Origin of the sequence: Evansella halocellulosilytica (assembly GCF_002335745.1) — a bacterium.
Classification (GTDB): Bacteria; Bacillota; Bacilli; order Bacillales; family Salisediminibacteriaceae; genus Bacillus_CA; species Bacillus_CA halocellulosilytica.
In genome coordinates, this window is the sequence record NZ_NIST01000001.1 from 1,402,213 (window position 1) to 1,425,118 (window position 22,906).

Below are 22,906 nucleotides of genomic sequence, written 5' to 3' on the forward strand. Positions count from 1 at the left end.
ATTCTTTTAGTTTACGGGAGGATAGTTATTTTAATAAGGGTGGGGAAAGGTGAGGAGGTTTCAAAAATTGTATATCTTTACCACTCATACTTCATGGACAAATAAAAAAGGCCATCCCCTGTTGAAGACGGCCTTATAACAAACGAAAAGTTAAATAAGGTAATGAAGCATCGTTGTCGCAATTCCAAAATAGATCAATAACGAAAAGATATCGTTCAACGTTGTAATTAACGGACCGGATGCGACTGCGGGGTCGACTCCGAATCGATAAAGGAGCAGTGGAATAATAGTTCCGGCCATCGTTCCGATAATGAGTGTTGCAAATAAAGAAACACCTACTACGATACCGAGCATCATCCCTTGCCAAATCATACCGATAATAAAAATGAGAATCCCGCACGTAATTCCGATAATAATCCCAACATTTAATTCACGCCATATCAATTTAAATAACGTTTTACGATCAAGATCATTTGTGACGAGACCGCGGACAACAACAGCTAACGACTGTGTTCCAGTGTTTCCTGTCATCCCTGCGATCATTGGCATGAAGAAAATAAGTGCAACGACTGATTCGAGTGTTTCTTCAAATTGTCCGAGAATACTTCCGGAAATAAGTCCGATAAACAAAAGAAGAATGAGCCAAGGTAACCGGCGATATGAAGCAACCGTTGCTTTCGTATGAAAATCGATTGCTTTACCAGCTGCTGAAATTTTTTCAATATCTTCATTTGCTTCTTCAACAAAAACATCGATAATATCGTCAACTGTTACAATCCCTTTTAACACATCGCTTTCATCGACTACAGGGACAGCTAAAAAATCATATCGCTGGATGAGTTGAGCGACTTCTTCCTGATCGGTTTCAATCGGGACGGAAATAACACGGTTAAACATAATATCGCGAATTTTTTCATTCATATCTGCTAAAAGAAGGTCACGATATGAGACAACACCAACAAGCTTTTTATTTTCATCAATGACATATAAGTAATAAATATTTCTTGTCAATTCGGCAAAGCTTTTAAATTTATCAACTGCTTCACGGACTGTATAATAGTCACGGATCCAGACAAACTCATTCGTCATGATCCCCCCAGCTGTTTCCGAAGGGTAACTCATTAATTGCTGGACGGTTGTTGACTCTTCGTGCTTCATCGCTGACAAATATTCTTTCAGCTTTTCTTCTGAAATCTCACTTAATAAATCGGCTAAGTCATCATTGTCCATAATGTCCATGATTTTTGATGACTTTTCGATCCCTAATTTATGCAAAACTTCTTTTTGCATATCCGAATCCAATTCCATCATAAGATCGGCAATTTGTTTTGAAGTAAGAAACGTTAAAAATTTGAAATGGTGCTTTTCAGGTAAAGCCCGATAAAGTTCAGCGATATCATATGGGTGCAATTCTTCAAGTAATACTTGAAAGGCATCTTTTTTTGCTTCACGTAAATATTTAATAATTAAAACGGTTAATTGATTCTTATCCACGGTACCACTTCTTTCTTAACAAAAACATAATTCGTACGTATACAAAAAGGGGGGCGAATAGAGTCAAGTAGAACAATCTTTGAGTCGCTAATTACGGCGTTAATCACACTCAGCATAGGAATTCTTCCTGAATCCGCCTCGAAAGAGGGAAAATATTTTCCATTTCCTAAGGAACGAAGAAACGGCTAAACGAAGAGATACGTTAAGATATATTCCATGGCCGATTGAACATCCTCTACACCTATTTTATATGGTATCACTCAAATTTGTGAAAAAACATAAATTATTTTTCTTCAGTATTAATTTGCAAATAACGCTTGTCTTTCATAAACAGACGCCAAAAAAAGATAAAAGCAGGTACTAGGATGGCGAGCCCTCCAGCATATCCATATAAAAGCCACCGGAACATAACAGGGTCAGTAAACGCATCAAAAATTGTTAAATCGGGATAAAGAATGTAAGGCATATGGGAAAGTCCGTATCCAAAACTGGCAAGACCAAATTGGATAACAATTAACAGAACACCAATTCTCGGTCTACCGGGATAAGTCCTTTTTGATGGCCACCAGAGCGTGCTATATCCAAGGACCGCTGCGACTAAAGATAGGGCAAATAAATACCAAATATCAAGCATCGTATCGATCATCCACGATGTCTCCGGAACTAACGTTAGTATTGCAGCGACTGCGAAAGCCAACGTAACTGGGCCAAAAATGATCGCCTTTTTACGATAGACTCCATAGGCACTTTCTAAGTCGGCTTCACGTGCATAATCACTTAACAGAAGCGCAGATAAAAAAAGTTCAGTTGCTAACCCAAAGCCGATGTGTGTATATAATGTAGGACTCATAAAAACTTCATTAAATAATATGTACTGTCTCTCCCCGCTCGTAGAGATGAACCCCCCAATTGAAATGGGTAAGACAGCAACCATTAATGCAGGAATGAACAAACCTGTCATTCCAGAAATAATTTTAAGCGAACGTGTATATTTTTTAACTGTAAATGAGTAAACCATAAAGGCACTTCGTATTGTTAACAAAATTAACACAAAACTGAATGGTAGAATCATTACTGTCCCGAGATAAAAAGCAGCACCAGGGAAGAAGCCTACGAGAGCGATTACTAATAGGACAAGAAATACATTTGTTACTTCCCATGAAGGTGATAAATATCGATTTGCAATTTGAGAAGCTTGTGATTCCTTTCGCGAATCATAATACATAGACCAAAAACCAGCACCAAAATCGATTGAGCCAGCAATTGCATATACAAACAAGAAAACCCAAATGATCAAAATTGCGAGATACGTTTCATTCATAAGAAATCACTCCTACCCTTTCAAAGCTGTCAAATCTTGCTGGACTGGATTTCTAGAAAAGTGAAACTTTAAAACTAAGCCAGTTAGTAAAAGTAAAACGATATAAAGGGTAATAAAAAGAAAAAAGAGGATACCAACATTTCCTGATTGGGTTGCTGCGGTACTTGTTAGTTGAACACCATAAATCGTCCAAGGCTGTCTGCCGACACAACTAAATATCCAGCCCATTTCGATTCCTAACATAGATAAAGGTCCTGTAGTGATTAACGCGACTAATAACCAAGTGGGAAGATCACGATTTTTAAACAAAACCGACCAAACAATGGCAAACGCTGCGATGCCGATTAATGAAAAACCAATTCCAACCATGATGTTGAATAGAGTGTGTACAAATAGAGGAGGCCACTCGTTTTCTGGAAAATCATTTAATCCTTGAACGACTCCATCAGTTGTACCCGTAGCAAGCCAGCTTAACATACCTGGGATTTCAACTCCTCCAACGACAGATCCCGTTTCTGGATCTGGAACCCCTAAAATAGCTAACGGAGCGTGATCTTGCGTTTCAAATAACCCTTCTGCTGCGGCAAGTTTTAATGGCATTTCATTATGGAGCATTTTTGCTGTATCATGTCCGTTTGTTGCTGTATAAATGCTTGCGATTAAAGCGATAACGAGTGTCAGCATTAACCCTTTTTTATGGTATGTCCGTTCTTCTTCTGAACGTTTTTTTCGTAGAAGTTTATAAGCGGCAATTGAGACAAGGACAAATGCTCCCGTCATATAAGCTGTAGCTAGTACATGCTTAGATGTCACCCACATACTTGGATTCATGACTGCAGCCCAAGGATCGACATCGGTTACTTGACCGTTTTCAAGATGAAAACCTCTTGGAGTGTTCATCCATGAGTGAGCAATATTAATCAAATATGCAGAAGCGGATGCTCCAATAGCAACGAATGCGACACTAATCACTCTCATTAAGCTCGACAATCGATCAGCTGCATACACGTATATCGACATAAACACAGCTTCAAGAAAGAAAGCGAAAATCTCAATTTGAAAAGGTACTGCAATCACTTTTCCGACGATCTCCATAAAACCAGGCCATAATAATGACAACATGACACCGACAATCGTTCCAGATGGAATGGCAACACCGAGTAAAATCGCAAATCCTTTCGTCCATCTTTTTGCCATTACACCGTAATCATCATCTTTACGAATCCATCTCATGATTTCTGCAAAAAAAATCATCAGTGTTACACCAACACCTAATGTTGCAAAAATAATATGAAATGCCATGGAAGAACCGAATAACATTCGCGAAAGTAATACTTGATCCATGTCTACATCTCCATTTCCTTATGCTGTCCTATGGATTAGATTGCATGTTTTTCGCAAGAGTATTCATTATTTATCCAAATTTGGTTAGAAAAAAGAGGATGTCTCAAAAGTTACAACCTCTTTTTTCATATTTATTTTGATTTACTTACTGAATACTTATGGTGGATGCCTTCCGCGAACTGACACCGAGCTTCCTCGGAACTTCACTTAGCTCGTTTTTTGTCCTAGTCTTGCATTACTATTCCATCTTTTGATGACGTCAATTAGTGGTGCGAAATGACCTCGAGCAGATGGCGACTGACTCCTTTTTATTTGATTAAATTGTTAAATGTAGGTGACCCAGGAGGGGAATTCACGATCATGTCATAGAGGGGTACCGTATAAGCGAACAAGATAAGGACAATCGTAATACCAATCCAAAGTTTCCAGTTTTCTAAAAAAGCAGGTGTTTTTTCAGTGTCTTCTGGATCTGTTGTCATCGGAAATTCAGTTTCTCCTTTAGGAGCAAGGAATGCTAAATGGATGAAATTGTAGAACATTAAAACACCTGCAGCGGTCAATATGACTCCACCAATCCCGACGGTAATATTACTTGCGAATATCCCTTCAAACCATTCTAACGCTTGTGGGTGATCCTGATATGTCGTATAAGCAGTCCGCCGCGGAGCTCCGAATAATCCGAGAAGGTGCATTGCTCCTGACATTAAGAACATTCCGATTGTCCACATCCACGTTTGGACGATCCCGCAGCGATTTGCATGTTTTGTGAAACGTCGTCCAGTAAGGTGAGGAAGTAACCAATATGCCGCCCCAAAAAAGGTAAGCAACACTGTCGTTCCGACTGTTAAATGAAAATGTCCAACGACCCATAATGTGTTATGGATAACTGAATTTAATTGAAAGCTTGCATTAATAATTCCGCCAGCACCAGCAGGGATAAAAACAAGCATCCCCATAAATGGAGCGAAAAAGCGAACATCTCCCCACGGAAGCTTCTTCATCCAGCTAAACAATCCTTTGCCACCTTTTGCTCTCCCGGTTTGTTCAAAGGTAGCAAAGATGGAGAACGCTGTTAGGAGAGAAGGGACGACAACAACAAATGTTAAGATCGTTTGAATGTATTTCCAAAACTCTGTAATTCCAGCTTCCATTAATTGATGGTGAAAGCCGACAGGAATGGAAAAAAGTAAAAATAGAACGAATGCGAGTTTTGCAAGAGAAGCACTAAAAAGTCTCCCGCCGATTAATTTAGGAATAATCAAATACCATACCATGTATGCTGGCATAATCCAGAAATAAACGAGTGGATGTCCGAAATACCAAAACAACGTTCGGCTCAATAACACATTGATTCCATCTGTTAGTCCAAGAGCCCAAGGAATCATCTGAACTAAAACGGTTGTTGCCACTCCTAGCCCTGAAACAATCCATAATAGTAATGTAGCAGTAGCCATAAATCCGAAAAGCGGTGTCGGCTTTCCATTGTTTATCTTTTTCCATTTAAAAAAGTGGGTAAGGATTGCAGCCGCTCCGATCCAAGTACCAACGACAAACGTGGCTAAACCGCTATAAAACAGCCAATGTGCTTGAAGAGGTGTATAAAAAGTATAAAGAACCGAAGCTTCGTTTAGTAAAATCATCGTTGCAGCCATCAATGTTCCAATTGTCGTAAGGATGAAGCCAGTCCAGCCAAATTTTCGAAGTCGATCAGTAAAAGCTCCTTGTGTTTTACTCATTCCTGCAAAGAAAAATCCAAAAATAAAATAAGTCGTAAATACAATTGCAAGAAGCACCCCGTGAACCGTTAAAATTTGATAGTAACCAAGCCAAGCAGGGAGTTCGATCATGCCTCCACGAGCTAAACCTTGAAGTAAACCACCAAACACGCCAATAATAAAAGCGACAAATGCAACAGAGAGGTGAGCGATAGCGAGTTTGCGGTCTTTTGGATCGACACTCGTTTGAATGTCATAGCTGTAATCTTCTTTTAATGCTAAGTTAGTCTGCTTCATTGCGGAATCACCTCAATTGTCATCTGCATATAGTGGTGGCCAGTACCACAGTATTCATTACACAATACGAGATACTCACCGGATTCAGTAAAAGTATGGGAAGTCATATTGACATGTCCAGGTGTAATCATCATGTTGACATTTGTACCTGGAATGGTGAAACTGTGTACGACATCTTTGCTCGTTACTTCAAAATAGACGGTCGCCCCTTCTGGAACTTCAATTACACCGGGATCATAGCCAAATGCTTGGGCAATTAACCTTGCCCTGTACGTATTTTCATCAATTTTCTCCAATCCTGGATTTGACCAAACAGGATCCTCATCCAAGTTTTGTGAATCAACGGTTGTCATATGACTAGGTGGCTGATGACCAAAGGCAAATGCCGCTACTCCGAGTACGGCAAGAAAGAATATTAATGATCCAATTCCAAATATTAACCAGATTTTTTCATATTTGTGTAAGTGCATCGAGTCATTCCCCCTCTATCAAATGCGTCCTAAAAATAAAAAGAATACGATAAACCATGAAATTAAAATGAAAGTTCCGATAGACATGACAAAGACGAGAGTGCCTTTTAGCGTAGATTCACCTCGATTTTTTGGTGAGTTGCTATCGTTTCGGATACTCATGCAATGTCCCTCCTTATGTAAATGTACTTAATTAAGACTCCCACCATCATCATAGATGATTGGACCTATAAAATGAGATCGATAATGTGAAATATTCGTGAATAATTGTAAAAATATTACATTTTTACTATCGCTGTAGTGTTTACATAATTTGGGATTTAGAAAAACGATAAGATCATATAGGGAAATGAGATTAAAATGGTTAGACGGAAGGACTTATTATCGTACGCTGATTGAGTAGAAAGAACAGTTCAGTTATTGAGTCCTTGCTTTGGTAAAGAAAGGGCTTCCACAATTTTGTGACAAGGGGCAAACGTCGTTGACGGTGTAAAAAAAGTTGTGCTATACTTTATCTGAAATGAAAATCATTCTCAACTAATTTATAATAATTCTAACTAAGCAAACAGACATTGATCTGAATAATAAATTGGACCAACCGTGAACGATTGGGAGGTAAAGGGCGATGAGCTTTATACAACTTGATAACTTAACAAAATATTTTACTGGTTCTCAAGATGCGGCAGTGACTAACATGAATTTAAATATTCATCAAGGCGAAGTCATCACTCTGCTTGGACCGAGCGGGTGCGGAAAAACGACAACCCTTCGTATGGTTGCGGGCTTTGAGCAACCGAGTAAAGGCTCTATACACATAGATGGTAAAGTCGTATACAGCGATACTCAATCTCTGCCACCTGAAAAACGAGGCATTGGAATGGTCTTTCAAGATTATGCATTGTTTCCGCATATGACAATTATGAAAAATGTCATGTTTGGATTGAATAAATGGGGAGCTCGTGAAAAGAAGAAGCGAGCAAAGGAAGTATTAGAGTTAGTAGGTCTCGAGGATTTTGCTAATCGTTACCCTACTCAGTTATCGGGAGGTCAACAACAGCGTGTCGCTTTAGCACGTGCACTAGCTCCTAAACCTCATGTCGTGCTAATGGATGAACCATTTAGTAATCTTGACGCAGGACTTCGTGAAAAGATGCGCTTTGATGTGACGAACATTTTACGTAAGGCGAATACGACTGCTATTATTGTTACACATGACCAAAAGGACGCATTTGCGGTTTCTGACAGAGTTGTCGTCATGAAGGACGGTGTCATTCAACAAATTGCTTCACCAAGAGAGATGTACCGTTGTCCAAAGAATTGTTTCGTCGCTCAATTTGTCGGGAAAACAAATTTGTTAACTGGAACGATGGACTTTGATCAAAAACATATTCATACGAATATCGGGAAAGTTTGTTTGCCTGAACAATGGCAAGAACAATTAGACACTGTTAAATTATCGATTCGCCCTGAAGGCTGCAAGCTAGTCGACGGAGGACAATATTGCGGTGCTGTTGAACGTGTCACATATGGCGGTGAATATCAGGAGCTATATGTAAGACTCCATAATGAACCAGAGCTTTCTAATGAACCGATGCTCATTTATGCACCGATTGAACAGGATATCGAGGTTGGAACGATCGTCTCGTTTGATATAAAACCAGAGCTCGTCGCTTTAGTTGAATAAAAAAGGAACTGCCCGCTTTATTAAAGGGCAGTTCCTTTTTAGTGCGCCCAGCATGGGTGTAATCTATAGGGTGAAAGTCCCGAACCACGAAGGCAGAAGTAGTGGTTAGCCAAACGCAAGGGTGTCCATGGTGACGTGGAATCTGAAGGAAGCGAGCGGCAGACCTCCGGTCTGAGGAACACGAACTTCATATGAGGCTAGGTATCACTGGATGAGTTTGCTAAACAAAACAAAGTCCGTTCTGCCGAAGGTGGTACAGAGTAAATGAAGCAGATAGGTGGAGGGAAAGATTGCACTCTTACCTGGGGAGGCCTGGCTGTAACGCCAAGCTCACTTGGTAACCTATTTAGTGATAAATAGCTGAACAGTCAGGAGTCAGCAGAGGCCATAGTACTTTGAATGATCTAGAGATTTAAGGGAAGGGCCGAATCATTTAAGAAGAATTAGCGCTTGGCGTACGTATTACTCAATGAAGCAGAAACATATAATCCTTCCTAATGGAGGACGTGGTGAATCCCACAGGGGACATAAGAAGGGCTGAGAGTAATACCACACAAGAAGATGATCTAATTCACGTAGGAGATTGATAAGAATGTTGGAACGAGTTCTATCACGGCAAAATTTAAATCGCGCACTCGAAAGAGTGGAGCGTAATAAAGGAAGTCACGGTGTAGATGGGATGAACGTACAAAACCTACGACCTTATCTTCATGAACACTGGGCATCCCTGCGAGCTCAGCTCGAAAGTGGTACCTATCAACCTCAACCTGTTCGCCGAGTCGAAATCCCGAAACCGAGCGGAGGTAAGAGGAAATTAGGAATCCCGACTGTGATAGACCGTTTCATACAACAGGCTATTGCACAAACACTGAGTGAGGTTTATGACCCAACATTCTCCACCAAAAGTTTTGGGTTCCGACCAGACAAACGTGCTCACGACGCTGTTCGACAAGCTAGGGGGTATATTAAAGAGGGTTGTCGCTGGGTCGTGGACATTGACCTAGAGAAATTCTTCGATAAGGTAAACCATGATAGATTAATGAGAACAATAAGTTATCGAGTGGATGACCCCATACTACTTAGGTTGATACGTAGGTATCTTCAATCTGGTGTGATGGAGAAAGGCCTTGTCAGTCCTAATACTGAAGGGACTCCGCAAGGAGGACCGCTTAGTCCCCTCCTGTCTAACATTGTTCTAGACGAACTTGACAAGGAACTGGAGGAAAGAGGTCTTGCCTTCGTACGCTATGCCGACGATTGTAATATCTACGTCCGCTCTAGAAGAGCAGGTGAACGGATAATGGAAAGTATTACAACGTTTATTGAGAAGAAACTCAAACTGAAGGTGAACAAAGAGAAGAGTGCAGTAGACCGACCATGGAGAAGAACATTCCTAGGCTTCACTTTCACCAACAACATTAAACAACCGAAAATTAGAGTATCCAAGCAAAGTATTCAACGTTTTAAACTGAGAATACGAAAACTCACCTCGAGGAAATGGTCAATTTCTATGGGGGATAGGATAGAGAAAATCAACCGCTATCTGATCGGTTGGATGGGCTATTATCAACTAGCCGAAACTACCTCAGTCTTTAAAAGGATTGATGGTTGGCTTCGAAGAAGGTTGAGGATGATTCGATGGAAAGAGTGGAAGAAGATTAAAACGAAACAAAAGAATCTTAGGAAGCAAGGAATCAATGAACAACAGGCATGGGAGTGGGCTAATTCTAGACTAGGATACTGGCGTATAGCTAAAAGTCCTATATTAGATAGAGCCCTTGATAACCGATATTGGAATAATCAAGGGCTTAAAAGTCTACTTTTGAGATATCAATCGTTACGTTGGACTTAAATGAAACCGCCGTGTACCGAACGGTACGCACGGTGGTGTGAGAGGTCGGGGGTTAGTCACCCCCTCCTACTCGATTATAATTACATTCTTTGTAAACCACAGGCTCTGCCTGTGTGAAAATAAACTTTTAAGAGTTGTATTCGTGAGATTTCTTTAAAAGTAACGAATAGTTGGAAGGGATTCTGTGCTTCTTCCTCTTCTAGTATATTCGTGGTTGTGAATGCGTCGAAGCAGTTTGATTGCTTTTCGTACCGCCAATGGTCACGAAATCTACTCTTGACGGTACATTTTCTGCTTTTCGTACCGTCAAGGGTCATGAAAACTTCTCTTGGCGGTACATATTCTGCTTTTCGTACCGTCAAGGGTCATGAAAACTTCTCTTGGCGGTACATTTTCTACTTTTCGTACCGTCAAGGGTCACGAAATCTTCTCTTGACGGACCAAATTAAATAAGGTCCTTTAAGGGACTCTGGTGTTAAAGTGCCCTTATAGGGCGAAATTAAAACCGCCCGTTTTACGGGCGGACACTTATTGTTATGTTTTTAATAATTATAGCTGCAGCATTTCCATAGAAAAGGAATAGGCAAGGCACTTATATTTTGGTTTATCCTACAATATGAAGGAAAGAATGATAGCAAGTAAAATGATGACACCAATTACAATAGAGACAAGCTTTACTCTTTGTTTCGCCTTCGCTTGTTTATTCCAACGGTTCGGATCAAAGGTGACATCGTTCGGATCTGTCGCTTTTCGGTAACGTCCGTAACGCGTGACTTTATATAAGATAATCGGACCGATGGCAGCACCAGCGATCAACCCGAAAATATGAGCGAGTATATTCACATTAGGATTCATAAACGTCATCACGACACCTAAAATAACGATTGTCATAATAAGCTGAGAATTTCCTGGATCGATGAGATCTTTTCGATACATCACCATGTATAAATAAATTCCGAACAGACCGAAAATCGCCCCAGAGGCACCTAAATGGAACAAAAAGGGATCGCCAAGGAAATACGTAGCAATGTTCGCTAAAATGCCTGTTACGAAATAAGCAACAATAAACCGGAATTTTCCGAGCATGCTTTCTAATGCAGGACCGAATAAAACGAGAGAAAAGGAATTGAAAAGCATATGCATCATTGATCCGTGTAAAAAAATCGGAGTAACTAGTCGCCAATATTCGCCCATAGCAACTAATATATTACTACCAATACCAAAATTTCTTATTTCCTGACCGCCAAGAAAAGGAAAAAGGGAAACCCAAACATGTAAAATAATATGAATAGCAACTAGCGTAGTCACGACTGGATAAGATCTTATAAAACTTTGAAAACTTTCGTTTCGTATAAACATAATGGATCTCCTTTATTTAAATTACTTAATTGTTAAGTGTGAAACTAAAGGCTCTCGCATCGTAACCTTTAAGTAATAAAATGATCAACGCAATTTTTACTGTATACTATCATAAGATTAAAGCCTATGGACGATAGAATAACAGCAACTAAGGTTAATTAACAAGCCAAGTTTTGTTTAATATTTATTAAGCATTATTTTACCATAGGATGAATCGCGATACCTATTCAGATATATTATTAACGTATTCATAACCATCATCGTGTAGAATAAAAGTAAAGGAAATCAAATCGGAGGTACCGACTATGATTATTGGTGTAGGCCTTGACATAATAGAATTGAACCGAATTGAAAACTTAGCAAAACGTCAACAAAAATTTGCTCAGAGAATCTTATCAAAAACAGAAATGAATAAATATGAATCGTTAGTTGGTAACCGGAAAATAGAATATCTTGCTGGACGTTTTGCAGCTAAGGAAGCTGTAAGTAAGGCATTAGGATGCGGTATAGGAAAAAACCTTTCTTTTCAAGATGTAGAGGTTGTCAATAATGGCATAGGACGACCCGTGATGAAAGTAAATAAAGGCGAATTTAAACAAATAAATATCCACCTTTCAATTACTCATACGAAGAGTTATGCAGCAGCACAAGTTGTTCTAGAAAGCTTTTCGTAAAATGCTTGTCAAGCTAGTCTGCATATCTTGGTGGACAGCCTCATATAGTGTTAGTGCGGATGGGAGGGAACAAAACATGTACGTGGTTACAGGTGATGAAATGCACCAAATTGACCGCTATACCATGGAGCAAATTGGTTTTACTGAAGAAATGTTGATGGAGAATGCAGGTCAAGCTTTTTTTCGTTATCTTTTACCGTCACTTCACAAACATTCGTCAGTTATCGTATTAATTGGCTCAGGAAATAATGGCGGTGATGGATTCGTCATTGCGCGTTTGTTAAAGGAAGCAAACATAACAACAAACGTCTGGGTTATCCCTGATGAAGAACGAATTAGAGGTACTGCGCTTCGCCATAAAGAAATCTATGAAAAAAGTAGTTATAGCTGGAATGTTTTTCAAAATGCCCGAGAACGATTTTATGAGCAGCTTCATCACAGTGATATTCTTATTGATGCGATGCTCGGTACAGGAATCAATGGATTAGCACGAGATCCATATGCTACGATTATTCAGAAAGTCAATGAATCTAGGCGCAGAAAAATCATTTCTGTAGATATTCCTTCTGGACTGCCATCATATGAAGGGGAAGACTCCTTCATTGCGATTGAAGCTGATGAGACTGTCTCTTTTCACGCGAGTAAAGTGAGCTCATTTATACCAGGCATGTCACAGTACTATGGAAAATTAACTGTCCTGGACATTGGGATTCCGAAAAAGGTCTATGATGGTATACCTGTATCGCGACAAGTGATCACTGCTGAAAAAGTAAAAGAAACGTTACCGATAAGAAATAACGATGCCCACAAAGGCTCTTCTGGTAAAGCGCTCATAATTGGAGGCTCATTTAAAATGACTGGAGCTCCAGCTTTGACGACATTAGCTTGTTTAAGGACAGGTGCAGGACTTGTAACGGTAGCAGCACCAAGTGAGGTAAAATCAGATTTATCACAAAAGCTGACCGAATCAATGTTTCTTCCGTTAGAAAGTAAAAATGGAGAAATTTCAGAGCTTCCGATCAATCATATAACTAAAGAGAAATATGATGGTATCGCATTCGGTCCTGGGGTAGGTCGTAGTCAATCTTATCAATTATTTGAGAGCTTTGATCAGTTTAATGGTCCTCTCGTATTAGATGCAGATGGCTTGTTTCACCTTTCACTTGAATTGACGAAGTGGAAACATGGAAGGCAGGGAGGCCCAACAATTATCACACCGCATTCAGGTGAAATGGCTAGATTGATGAACGTCCCTATTAAACAAGTGAATAAGCATCGATTTGAGTATTCGAAGACGTTTGCAACGACTTATGGATTGTATGTTGTACTCAAAGGACCACATACGATTGTAACGACTCCTGACGGGCATCAGTGGGTGAATGTGACTGGCAATCCGTCACTAGCTAAAGGCGGTACCGGAGACATGCTTACTGGAATGATTATTGGATTTCTTCTTCAGCACCAATTTGTATCAGAGGCGGTGTGTAATGCAGTGCATATACATGGCATTACAGCAGATAAGCAAATAGAAGAGTATGATGTTGTAAGTGTAACCGCAACAGATCTCATTGCGAATTTGCCAAAGGTGTTATATTCATACCGTAACCATACGTGACAATTATATCCCTCCTTTGTCGTCGAAAAGACACAGAGGGGTTGAGTAAATGAACAAAAAAGTTTTCTTACTTGCATTTGTCACTGCAGTCATGTTGATCCTTGTTGCTTGCGGGGAAAAAAGCCAGGAGGATGTCATCGAAGATCTCGATAAAACATTAGACGGGCTTACAGGATATAGGGCTGAAGCGACGATGACCTTGCAAACGGGAGAAGAACCACAAGTCTATGATGTTGAAGTGTGGTATAAATATCCTACATCTTACCGAGTCGCCTTAAATAATGCAGAAAAAGACCATGGTCAAATCATTTTGAGAAATGAAGAAGGGGTTTTTGTCTTAACTCCAGCTCTCAATAAGAGTTTCCGTTTCCAAAGTGATTGGCCGGAAAATAATAGCCAAGTCTATTTATATGAATCACTTATTAATGACATTTTAATGGACCCAGAAAGAACGTTCTCTGCAACGGAGGATCATTATGTGTTTCAAACAAACACAAACTATTCTAATAAAAACTTAAATCAACAAGAAATTACGTTAGATAAACGAGATTTGTCCCCTGCCTCAGCGAAAATATATGATGTGGATTTAAAAGTGCTCGTTGAAGTGGATTTTACAAATTTTGAGATGAATGCAACCTTTAACGAAGGCGACTTTGACATGGACCGTAATATGTCAGCTGCTCATATGGAAGCTGATGTTCCAACTCTCGCAGAAGAGGAAGTTGATGAAGAGGAACCATTTACTGTTTTCTATCCGATGTTCTCTCCAGATGGAACTGATTTAGAAAGATTTGAAGAAGTTGAAACAGAAAATGGAAAAAGGGTTGTTTTAAGTTATGAAGGAGAGCAACCATTTACATTAGTACAGCAACGGAGTCGTGTAGTAGAAGCAAGCACACCAGTAGAGATTGTACGAGGTGAACCGTTTGATATTGGCTTTACTTACGGTGCTTTGACAAAAGAAGGCGATACACTCACAGTTTCATGGTCGTATAACGGTACAGATTTCTTCCTCGCATCGAAGCATTTAAGTGAAGAAGAACTTGCTTCAATTGCAAGCAGTGTACACGGTACGGAGGAGAAATGATTTTTAGAAACAGGCTCATGGTCTTATATTAACCTTGAGCCTGTTTTTAACATGTATCACGAATGAAATAGGGGAAAATTGGTGCTTCTGCATAGTCTCAATTATATACTATAATTGTATTCGTACCTGTTTGAAATGGCGTTCAGTAAAAGCGGGGAAAATCAATCTGGCAATCGTTCACCAGTTGTTTTTACTGAATTTTGAACATCCCCTCTTTACAATTAAAAGAGCCTATTGACACATGTAATGATGAAAATAATAATGGATTCATATGTAATTTTTATTAGAAAGTCTAAGGTTAATAAGTGTTCTAAAGCGTCTGGACAAGTATTTTTATTCATAAATGACCAAATAGTTGAGGCTATGAACCAGGAGGAAGTTTAAGTGGCAAGTTTTTATCGAGATACATGGGCAGAAGTAAATTTAAATGCAATAGCAACGAATGTGACGAATATTAAAGCCATCCTCCCAGAGAATGTTGAGATGATGGCTGTAGTAAAAGCAAATGGCTATGGGCATGGAGCAGTCGATGTAGCGAAAACAGCTTTAGCTTCAGGTGCGACATTTTTAGGGGTAGCCATATTAGATGAGGCGATTGCGCTAAGAGATGCCGGCATAACTGCACCGTTACTTGTGCTCGGTTATGTTAGGCCTGAATATGTTAAAATTGCGGCAGAAAAAGATATTATTTTAACTGTTTTTCAACCTGATTGGATTGAGGAAGCATCTGCATATATTGAAAACAAGGATATGAAAGTAAAATACCACCTGAAACTAGATAGTGGAATGGGTAGAATTGGTATAAGATCAGCAGATGAAGGAAAAGCTTTAATCAGAACAATTAAGAAATACCCCGCTTTTATCGTACACGGGCTTTTTACACATTACGCAACAGCTGATGAAATCGATCAAACGTACTTTAATATGCAGCATGATCGGTTTGAAAAAATGGTTCAGTTACTTGAAGAAGAACTAGGCGAGTCTGTTCGATATAAGCATTCTGCTAATTCAGCTGCGACATTGCGTTTTGCTGAGCGTTGTTTTAATTTAGTTCGTGTAGGGATATCGATGTACGGATTATCACCTTCAGAAGAGATTAAAGATATTTTACCGGTGTCGCTTGTTGAGGCGTTTTCTCTTCACAGTCGGATTACTCAAGTGAAGAAAATGTCAGAAGGTGAACGAATAAGCTACGGTGCCACTTATGGAACGAAAGACCAGGAGTGGATTGCGACAATTCCGGTAGGGTACGCGGATGGCTGGATTAGAGCCCATGGCACAGGTTCTATTTTAGTTAATGGGAAAAGAAGGCCGATCGTAGGGCGAATATGTATGGACCAGCTGATGATTTCGTTAGATGAGGAAGTAGAAATTGGTACAAAGGTGACGTTGATTGGGAAGCAAGGGAAAGACCATATAACAATCAGTGAAGCTGCTAAAAGACTAAATACAATTACTTACGAAATACCTTGTACAATCAGTTCTCGTGTCCCTCGAGTAATGAAGCAAAACGATGAAGTGGTCCATGTGTATAATAAAACCTTGTAAAAAGGGTCTACGCAGTGCCATTCAACTGCGATATGAAAATAGCAATAAACAAAACTTAGCTTTGTCATTAAAGAGGTTCACAGCAAGCTAATTATGCTTGCTTAGAAACTTTTATGCTTTAGTCAAGTCTTAATGGCGAAAGTTTTAGTTTAGGTTTTACAAATATCTATAAGTTATAAATGCTTATCGTATAAAATAGGAGGAACGAACCTTTATTTCAATACTACATGAATATGATAGGCGCAAAGTATTGCCTAGACGAAATCTTTTTTTGTTTTCATAATAAATTTTTGAAGGATTTTATAGAATTTTGGCGAAAAAACTTATTTAAAGGTTGAAAAGTCACTTTGCAATCACGTATAGCAAGTGATATGATAAAGTAGGATTAAAAAAACGGATGATGCTGCGTTGGAGGTGTTTTTTGTGTCCGAAGAGAACACAAAAAAAATTATGGTGAGCTTACCACAACATTTAGTAAACGAATTGGACGGTTTACTGGAAAGGCAGAATGTTAACCGCAGTGAAATTATTCACCAGGCTACAAAAATGTATTTGAGAGAACAGAAGAAACAACAAATCCGCGAAACGATGCAACAAGGCTATATGGAAATGGCAAAAATCAATTTGAACATTGCAACAGAATCCTTTCTTGTTGAGGAGGAGGCCGAGAACACGTTGGATCGCTTAGTTAGTGGGGTGTAAGGGATTGATAGTAAAACGTGGTGATGTTTATTTTGCTGACCTTTCACCCGTTGTTGGTTCTGAGCAAGGTGGAATCCGACCGGTTCTTATTATTCAAAATGATATCGGGAACCGCTTTAGCCCGACTGTCATTGTGGCAGCAATTACAGCACAAATTCAAAAAGCTAAATTGCCAACACATGTGGAAATCAATGCAAAAAGATATGGCTTTGATCGAGATTCCGTCATTCTACTAGAACAAGTCCGCACTATTGATAAGCAACGTTTAACGGATAAGATCACACATCTGGATGATGATATGATGGCAAAAGTTAATGACGCCTTAATGATTAGTCTTGGTCTCATTGACTTTTAAACATTTATATCCTCTTTCAGAACTTGTTAAACTTCATTAAAAATGAAATGAAGAAGATTCCGAAATGATTCGGAGTCTTTTTGTGTGTGTGCCCCGCAGTCACACAGTCTAAGTGGTTCAAATCCACTCAGTAACTTTACCCTTTAAAGTACTGTAGCCGAAGCAACATCCTCCCTCTAATGAGAAGGATGGACAGGGTGCCCTCTGAGAAGGGGGATCTGAAAGGTCTGCAGGCAAAGTCCAGCCCGGAACAAAATGTGAACCAGAGGTGGCGGCAGTGTTGGGTGACCCGCCATCAAAACGGGGAAACCTGTGCAGACGCACACTTTATAGGAAAATACGAAAGGGACATGACCTATAAAGCCCACTGACGTGATTAGGGTCAGGATGGATGGAACAGAAGGTGTGATGACCGGGGGAAGCACTGTAGGTTCCTTCGTGTAAACATACGGAGGTAGGGGAGGTATAACCCAAAGGGGAAAACCAAACCGATGACACTGCAGGTGGCGGATAGATTCGTAGTAGTGACGAAGTTTGAGCCAATGAACTCTGGCAACAGGAGGGAGGATAAAACTCAAACGAGGAAGCGCTGGTCGCTTCACCCACCATCAGGCCAAAAGCCGGATGATGGAGGCGAAGGAATCTAACTTCGTTAACATTGTGAATGAACGTGAGTGGATAATGTAAGCGCCTTAATGAAAAGAGGTCTCCCGAGTAGGTGCGACCTTGCCAACCGTGAAACCCACGCGAGGAAGAGGGAACCGGCGACCTGAGTACACAAGGAAGAAAAGGAGCGATTGGGACATCCTAGACACGCATTTCTGACTTGATGGAAACAGAAAGGAGTCATTCTCTGTAGCGGACATAAGACCAATGTGGTGAGAAGCGCAGAAGGTGGTGATAACAATGACACCAACGCGTAAATATTATTCCATTATCGATAAAGTGTACACCATGACAAATCTACATGATGCTTGGAAAAAGGTGAAAGCGAACAAGGGAAGTGCAGGAATCGACGGTGTAACCATCGAATGGTTTGACGTCAACCTGAAGCAGAATCTCGAAGAGATTCAACGGCTACTAAAGGAAAAACGTTACGAACCTACTCCGGCTCTAAGACATTATATTCTAAAAGATAACGGGGAAAAACGACCGCTAGGAATCCCAATCATCCGCGATCGTATTGTCCAACAAGCTGTTCGTCAAATGATTGAGCCACTATTTGACCGAGACTTCTATCCTCATAGTTACGGGTTCCGAATCGGACACTCGCAACATCAAGCACTTGATACAGTCATAAGAGCGAAAAAGGCGGGATACGAATACGTCGTTGATCTAGATATTCAAGCTTATTTTGACACCATCCCCCATGACAAGTTGATGGAAAAGGTGAGAGGAAAAATCGCTGATGGGCGAATTCTAGACTTAATCGAAGGATGGTTAACAGTCGGAATCATGGAAGGTGATCAGTTTCATGATTCTGAGAAAGGATCCCAACAGGGCGGAGTGATTTCACCGCTATTAGCCAACATCTACTTGGACGAATTTGATTGGGAGATGAAAAAGGCAGGGTTCCCCGTTGTTCGTTTCGCAGATGATGCTTTAATTATGTGCAAGACGAAGAAGCAATCACAGAAGGCACATAACTTAGCAAAGAAAATCATAGAACAGAATCTAGATCTGACCATGCATCCAGAGAAAACAAAAGTGGTTCACTTCGATGAAGGTTTCCGTTTTCTAGGGTTTGAATTCTGGAAAGACTTTCTCGTTCTTCCGGAGAAAAGAATGATGAAATTCAAAAAGAACATCAGGCTTCTCACAAGAAGACAACAAGGGAAGAATCTTGAGCAAGTGATTTCAAGATTAAACCAAACCATCAGAGGTTTCGGAAACTACTTCGGCATTGGAAATACTAAAAAGAAGTTCCAAAGACTTGATGAATGGATTCGCATGAGGCTTCGTGCCTTCATGAGGAAGAAGAAGTCAACACTATCGAACCAAAGAATACCGAACAAGTTCTTCGAAAAATCAGGACTGATTTCGTTGGAAAGTCTTCTCACCGCTCGTTCCTAACTTAAGAGTGAAATTAATCTCTAACTCACTCCCGGGTATGGGGAACTAATGAAGGGAAAGCCGGATGCGGGAAATCTGCACGTCCGGTTTGATGAGGGGTCCGAGGGCGAAAGCCCTCGTCCTACTCTACTTTTGGGGATGTTTGAGTGTTTGACGGTTCGTTCTTAATTTACTTTTATATTTACATATGTTTGTCTAAAATGATGGGAAATATATGACATTCGTTGCAATACTTAAAAAACAGTGAAATAATAATAGGAAAATAAAAAGGCGATAAATGGAGGAGAACGGTTCGGATGAATTCATTATTTAGAGAACTCATTATTGAAAATCAAAATGAAATCGTCGAAGAATGGTTACAGCAAATAGCTAAATTTCGAAAAGAAGACCAATTACAAAATATAACGGATACCGTTTATGAAAATACAAATCGAGAATTTGCTACAAAATTAATCTCTACAGTGGATAAGTATGAAGATGAGGTTCAAGAAGAACTTATCGAATTTACTGAACGTCTCATTCAATTAGGCTGGCCGTTAAATTATATTACCCGTGGATTGCAAGAGTTTCGGAAAGTTACGGTAGATGTGCTGTCTCGAGGTGGTAATGACTATAGTAAAAGTATTGAATACTTTCAGGAAATCGAAAACTGGCTTGATGAAATTATAAATATTCTCGTAAATGAATACTCTGGCTCATGGGAAAACACTGTTTTTTTGCAAAAGATGGCGTTAAAAGAACTCTCCGCCCCGCTTATTCCAGTTGTTGACCAAATTAGTGTCATGCCATTAATTGGAACGATTGATACTGAACGCGCCCGTTTAATTATGGAAAACTTGTTAGACGGAGTCATTACCCATCGTTCACAAGTTGTATTAATTGATATTACGGGTGTTCCTGTAGTAGATACAATGGTCGCACACCACATTATACAAGCTGCCGATGCAGTGAGATTAGTTGGAGCTAAGTGTATATTAGTCGGTATCAGACCGGAAATAGCTCAAACAATTGTCAATTTAGGGATCGACCTTAGTAAATTCCCAACGAAAAGCAGCTTAAAAAAAGGAATGGAGGCTGCATTAGAAATGACAAGCCGCCAAATTATCGAAATAAAGGAATAAAAGGAGGAACTGGCATTGCGGATCCCGATTTTAAAGTTACATGACTACTTATTAATATCTGTACAAGTGGAGCTCGATGACCAAACGGCGCTCCAATTCCAAGAAGATGTGCTAGGAAAAATTCATAAAGAAGGCTCACGAGGAGTCGTGATTGACCTGACCTCAGTTGAAATGATTGATTCATTTATTGCTAAAGTGCTAGGTGATGTAGTAGACATGTCTAACTTAATGGGGGCAAAAGTTGTTCTGACAGGTATTCAACCAGCAGTTGCCATAACGTTAATTGACATGGGGATTATACTTGAAGATGTTCCAACAGCTTTAGATTTAGAGCAAGGGTTGGAGAGACTCCAGCTCGAATTGGAGGGTTGATGCATGCAAGTCCAAACCCATGTGGATATTCATAGTGAGTGGGGAATTGTCGCAGCACGTCAAGCTGGACGTAAGCTTGCAAGAGAGGTAGGATTCGGGTCAGTTGATCAAGCAAGAATTACTACAGCGATTTCTGAGCTTGCAAGAAATATCTACTTATACGCAAATAAAGGACAGGTTTATATTGAAGAAGTAACATCATCAGGAAAAAGAGGAATAAAGATTATTGCACATGATCAAGGGCCAGGAATTAAGGATGTTAGGCGTGTCATGGAAGACGGATTCACAACTTCTGGCGGACTTGGGGCAGGACTGCCTGGTGTCAAGCGATTAATGGATGAGTTTAAGATTGATTCCGAACCAAACAGCGGTACAACGATTACTGCAATTAAGTGGCTTCGGTAAGGGAGGTGGCACTGCTTGGAGGAGACGAAGCTTTCCATGTACCAATTATATAAAGAAATGTTATCAAATTATTTAACTAATAAAAGTGAAGAAGTGTTATATAATGCCCAACAATTCAGTAAGGAAATGATGGAAAAAGATATGTCACCTGAGGAAATGGTGAGTCTCCATATGTCTGTTTTCCAAGAGATCGTCAAAGACCTTCCAGAGGAAGTTGTTGATTCTTTCGACCTGCTTTTAGAGGTGATGATCGGCTATGGTCTGGCTTATCGTGAACATCAAAGTTTAAGAGACCGTCAACGTCAGTTGGATTCAGAGCTAAATGTTGCGGCAAGAATGCAGCAATCACTTCTTCCGAACAAAAAAATTGACATGGCAGGTGTAGACTTTGGAGTTATCAGCGTTCCAGCAGGAAAAATGAGCGGTGATTACTATCACTATATCCAAGACGAACATGGGTGTGTCGGTATAGCAGTTGCCGATGTCATCGGAAAGGGTGTCCCTGCGGCAATGTGTATGTCGATGATAAAATACGCGATGGATAGTTTACCAGAGCAACGCCTACAACCAGGAGACCTTCTGGAAAACTTAAATAGAGTTGTTGAAAGAAACATCGATGATGATATGTTTATCACAATGATGTATGGTTCGTATGACCCTCGCGACAATAAGTTTCATTTTTCCAGTGCCGGTCATGAACCAGGTTTCTATTATAAAGCTAAAGAAGATCGTTTTGAAGAGCTTGGGTCTAAAGGGCTTGTTTTAGGAATTACACCGAAAACGAGCTATGACGAGCGGGCTATTGATATGGAACCTGGCGATTTCATTGTACTGCTTTCAGATGGTGTGACAGAATGCCGGATTGAAGGCGATTTTATTGAGCGAAAACAAATTACGGACATGATTCGAATGTATCAACATTTATCCGCTCAAGAAATTGTTAACAATGTATATCGCGACCTTGAAAAAATGCAAGATTTTCAACTAAGGGATGATTTTACCCTCTTAATTTTACGGAAACAAGTTTAACCTAACAGTTGGCCGGGTAATAAACGAAATGTATCCAAATGTACGCAGGAGGGGAAGGTATGAATTTACAAATTGACGTTCAAGATCAAGATAAGAAAGATACCGTGTACTTAACTGGTGAGGTTGACGTATATACTGCAGCGAAACTAAAAGAATCATTAACGCCTTTAACTGAGAAGGAAAAAAATACTGTCATCATTGATTTATCCAATGTTAGCTATATTGACAGTACTGGTTTAGGGATCTTTATTGGTGCACTTAAATCGAGTACCAAGTGTGGCGGGTCCTTGAGAATTATTGGTATGAATGACCGAGTCAAACGGTTATTTGAAATAACAGGATTGAATGAAGTCATCGATACGGATGTTAAATATAGGGAGGAAGCATAG

21 protein-coding genes are annotated in these 22,906 nt (G+C 39.9%); 14 read left to right on the plus strand and 7 right to left on the minus strand.

All coding sequences use genetic code 11. The features are described 5' to 3' along the window. Positions 1-150: 150 nt before the first annotated feature. From mgtE to CD001_RS06800, 6 genes are all read right to left on the minus strand, one after another. On the minus strand, positions 151-1,494 hold the full coding sequence (mgtE, locus tag CD001_RS06775) for a magnesium transporter (RefSeq protein WP_096186792.1): 1,344 nt from the start codon (positions 1,492-1,494) through the stop codon (positions 151-153). Positions 1,495-1,777: 283 nt separating this feature from the next. Beyond that, on the minus strand, positions 1,778-2,815 hold the full coding sequence (locus CD001_RS06780) for a cytochrome d ubiquinol oxidase subunit II (protein ID WP_096186793.1): 1,038 nt from the start codon (positions 2,813-2,815) through the stop codon (positions 1,778-1,780). A gap of 12 nt (positions 2,816-2,827) precedes the next feature. After that, a complete protein-coding gene (locus CD001_RS06785) occupies positions 2,828-4,159 on the minus strand; it encodes a cytochrome ubiquinol oxidase subunit I (protein WP_096186794.1) in 1,332 nt (443 codons plus the stop codon). 308 nt (positions 4,160-4,467) lie between these two features. After that, on the minus strand, positions 4,468-6,171 hold the full coding sequence (locus CD001_RS06790; RefSeq protein ID WP_096186795.1) for a b(o/a)3-type cytochrome-c oxidase subunit 1: 1,704 nt from the start codon (positions 6,169-6,171) through the stop codon (positions 4,468-4,470). Beyond that, entirely contained in the window at positions 6,168-6,641 is a 474-nt protein-coding gene (locus tag CD001_RS06795) for a cytochrome c oxidase subunit II (protein ID WP_096186796.1), read from the minus strand. Before CD001_RS06795 ends, CD001_RS06790 begins: the two co-directional genes overlap by 4 nt. Positions 6,642-6,659: 18 nt before the next feature. Beyond that, positions 6,660-6,803 (minus strand): cytochrome c oxidase subunit 2A, encoded by a 144-nt coding sequence (locus tag CD001_RS06800; protein ID WP_096186797.1) that lies wholly within the window; start codon positions 6,801-6,803, stop codon positions 6,660-6,662. Positions 6,804-7,266: 463 nt separating this feature from the next. Between CD001_RS06800 and CD001_RS06805 the strand changes: the two genes are divergently transcribed. Both CD001_RS06805 and ltrA (CD001_RS06810) read left to right on the plus strand, forming a co-directional pair. Continuing rightward, positions 7,267-8,325, plus strand: coding sequence for an ABC transporter ATP-binding protein (locus CD001_RS06805; protein ID WP_096186798.1), 1,059 nt, complete (start codon positions 7,267-7,269; stop codon positions 8,323-8,325). A gap of 592 nt (positions 8,326-8,917) precedes the next feature. Beyond that, positions 8,918-10,177, plus strand: a complete 1,260-nt coding sequence (gene ltrA / locus CD001_RS06810; protein WP_096186737.1) for a group II intron reverse transcriptase/maturase — start codon at positions 8,918-8,920, stop codon at positions 10,175-10,177. A gap of 609 nt (positions 10,178-10,786) precedes the next feature. Here the strand turns inward: ltrA (CD001_RS06810) and CD001_RS06820 are convergent. After that, the gene (locus tag CD001_RS06820; RefSeq protein WP_096186800.1) at positions 10,787-11,536 is read right to left on the minus strand and encodes a rhomboid family intramembrane serine protease; all 750 of its coding nucleotides are present in this window, start codon (positions 11,534-11,536) and stop codon (positions 10,787-10,789) included. A gap of 305 nt (positions 11,537-11,841) precedes the next feature. On the opposite strand from CD001_RS06820, the gene acpS reads away from it, so the two are divergent. The 12 genes from acpS (at position 11,842) to CD001_RS06880 (ending at position 22,906) form a co-directional block, all read left to right on the plus strand. Continuing rightward, a complete protein-coding gene (gene acpS, locus CD001_RS06825) occupies positions 11,842-12,210 on the plus strand; it encodes a holo-ACP synthase (protein WP_096186801.1) in 369 nt (122 codons plus the stop codon). 76 nt (positions 12,211-12,286) lie between these two features. Next, a complete protein-coding gene (locus tag CD001_RS06830) occupies positions 12,287-13,825 on the plus strand; it encodes an NAD(P)H-hydrate dehydratase (RefSeq protein WP_179298640.1) in 1,539 nt (512 codons plus the stop codon). A gap of 49 nt (positions 13,826-13,874) precedes the next feature. Beyond that, entirely contained in the window at positions 13,875-14,912 is a 1,038-nt protein-coding gene (locus tag CD001_RS06835; protein WP_096186803.1) for a LolA family protein, read from the plus strand. A 384-nt stretch (positions 14,913-15,296) separates the two neighbouring features. After that, a complete protein-coding gene (gene alr, locus CD001_RS06840; protein WP_096186804.1) occupies positions 15,297-16,460 on the plus strand; it encodes an alanine racemase in 1,164 nt (387 codons plus the stop codon). Between the two features lie 423 nt (positions 16,461-16,883). Further along, positions 16,884-17,162 carry a CopG family ribbon-helix-helix protein gene (locus CD001_RS06845; RefSeq protein WP_096186805.1) on the plus strand — a complete coding sequence of 93 codons (279 nt, stop codon included), beginning with the start codon at positions 16,884-16,886 and terminating at the stop codon, positions 17,160-17,162. Positions 17,163-17,166: 4 nt separating this feature from the next. After that, on the plus strand, positions 17,167-17,517 hold the full coding sequence (locus tag CD001_RS06850) for a type II toxin-antitoxin system PemK/MazF family toxin (protein WP_096190514.1): 351 nt from the start codon (positions 17,167-17,169) through the stop codon (positions 17,515-17,517). A 906-nt stretch (positions 17,518-18,423) separates the two neighbouring features. Then, entirely contained in the window at positions 18,424-19,590 is a 1,167-nt protein-coding gene (gene ltrA, locus CD001_RS06855; RefSeq protein WP_096186806.1) for a group II intron reverse transcriptase/maturase, read from the plus strand. A gap of 296 nt (positions 19,591-19,886) precedes the next feature. After that, a complete protein-coding gene (locus CD001_RS06860) occupies positions 19,887-20,711 on the plus strand; it encodes an RsbT co-antagonist protein RsbRA (protein WP_096186807.1) in 825 nt (274 codons plus the stop codon). A 15-nt stretch (positions 20,712-20,726) separates the two neighbouring features. After that, positions 20,727-21,083 carry an STAS domain-containing protein gene (locus CD001_RS06865; RefSeq protein ID WP_096186808.1) on the plus strand — a complete coding sequence of 119 codons (357 nt, stop codon included), beginning with the start codon at positions 20,727-20,729 and terminating at the stop codon, positions 21,081-21,083. A 3-nt stretch (positions 21,084-21,086) separates the two neighbouring features. After that, positions 21,087-21,488, plus strand: a complete 402-nt coding sequence (locus CD001_RS06870) for an anti-sigma regulatory factor (protein WP_096186809.1) — start codon at positions 21,087-21,089, stop codon at positions 21,486-21,488. A gap of 15 nt (positions 21,489-21,503) precedes the next feature. Next, positions 21,504-22,517 (plus strand): PP2C family protein-serine/threonine phosphatase, encoded by a 1,014-nt coding sequence (locus tag CD001_RS06875; protein ID WP_096186810.1) that lies wholly within the window; start codon positions 21,504-21,506, stop codon positions 22,515-22,517. 59 nt (positions 22,518-22,576) lie between these two features. Then, positions 22,577-22,906 carry an STAS domain-containing protein gene (locus CD001_RS06880; protein WP_096186811.1) on the plus strand — a complete coding sequence of 110 codons (330 nt, stop codon included), beginning with the start codon at positions 22,577-22,579 and terminating at the stop codon, positions 22,904-22,906.

What these genes read in the sequence shown, in the direction of transcription:
- CD001_RS06830 (WP_179298640.1), top strand. Translation starts at nt 12,287, where the DNA reads ATGTACGTGGTTACAGGTGATGAAATGCACCAAATTGACCGCTATACC.
- acpS (WP_096186801.1), top strand. Translation starts at nt 11,842, where the DNA reads ATGATTATTGGTGTAGGCCTTGACATAATAGAATTGAACCGAATTGAA.
- CD001_RS06795 (WP_096186796.1), bottom strand. Translation starts at nt 6,641, where the DNA reads ATGCACTTACACAAATATGAAAAAATCTGGTTAATATTTGGAATTGGA.
- CD001_RS06880 (WP_096186811.1), top strand. Translation starts at nt 22,577, where the DNA reads ATGAATTTACAAATTGACGTTCAAGATCAAGATAAGAAAGATACCGTG.
- CD001_RS06835 (WP_096186803.1), top strand. Translation starts at nt 13,875, where the DNA reads ATGAACAAAAAAGTTTTCTTACTTGCATTTGTCACTGCAGTCATGTTG.
- CD001_RS06800 (WP_096186797.1), bottom strand. Translation starts at nt 6,803, where the DNA reads ATGAGTATCCGAAACGATAGCAACTCACCAAAAAATCGAGGTGAATCT.
- CD001_RS06870 (WP_096186809.1), top strand. Translation starts at nt 21,087, where the DNA reads ATGCAAGTCCAAACCCATGTGGATATTCATAGTGAGTGGGGAATTGTC.
- CD001_RS06780 (WP_096186793.1), bottom strand. Translation starts at nt 2,815, where the DNA reads ATGAATGAAACGTATCTCGCAATTTTGATCATTTGGGTTTTCTTGTTT.
- CD001_RS06785 (WP_096186794.1), bottom strand. Translation starts at nt 4,159, where the DNA reads ATGGATCAAGTATTACTTTCGCGAATGTTATTCGGTTCTTCCATGGCA.
- CD001_RS06805 (WP_096186798.1), top strand. Translation starts at nt 7,267, where the DNA reads ATGAGCTTTATACAACTTGATAACTTAACAAAATATTTTACTGGTTCT.
- ltrA (WP_096186806.1), top strand. Translation starts at nt 18,424, where the DNA reads ATGACACCAACGCGTAAATATTATTCCATTATCGATAAAGTGTACACC.
- CD001_RS06820 (WP_096186800.1), bottom strand. Translation starts at nt 11,536, where the DNA reads ATGTTTATACGAAACGAAAGTTTTCAAAGTTTTATAAGATCTTATCCA.
- CD001_RS06790 (WP_096186795.1), bottom strand. Translation starts at nt 6,171, where the DNA reads ATGAAGCAGACTAACTTAGCATTAAAAGAAGATTACAGCTATGACATT.
- ltrA (WP_096186737.1), top strand. Translation starts at nt 8,918, where the DNA reads ATGTTGGAACGAGTTCTATCACGGCAAAATTTAAATCGCGCACTCGAA.
- CD001_RS06860 (WP_096186807.1), top strand. Translation starts at nt 19,887, where the DNA reads ATGAATTCATTATTTAGAGAACTCATTATTGAAAATCAAAATGAAATC.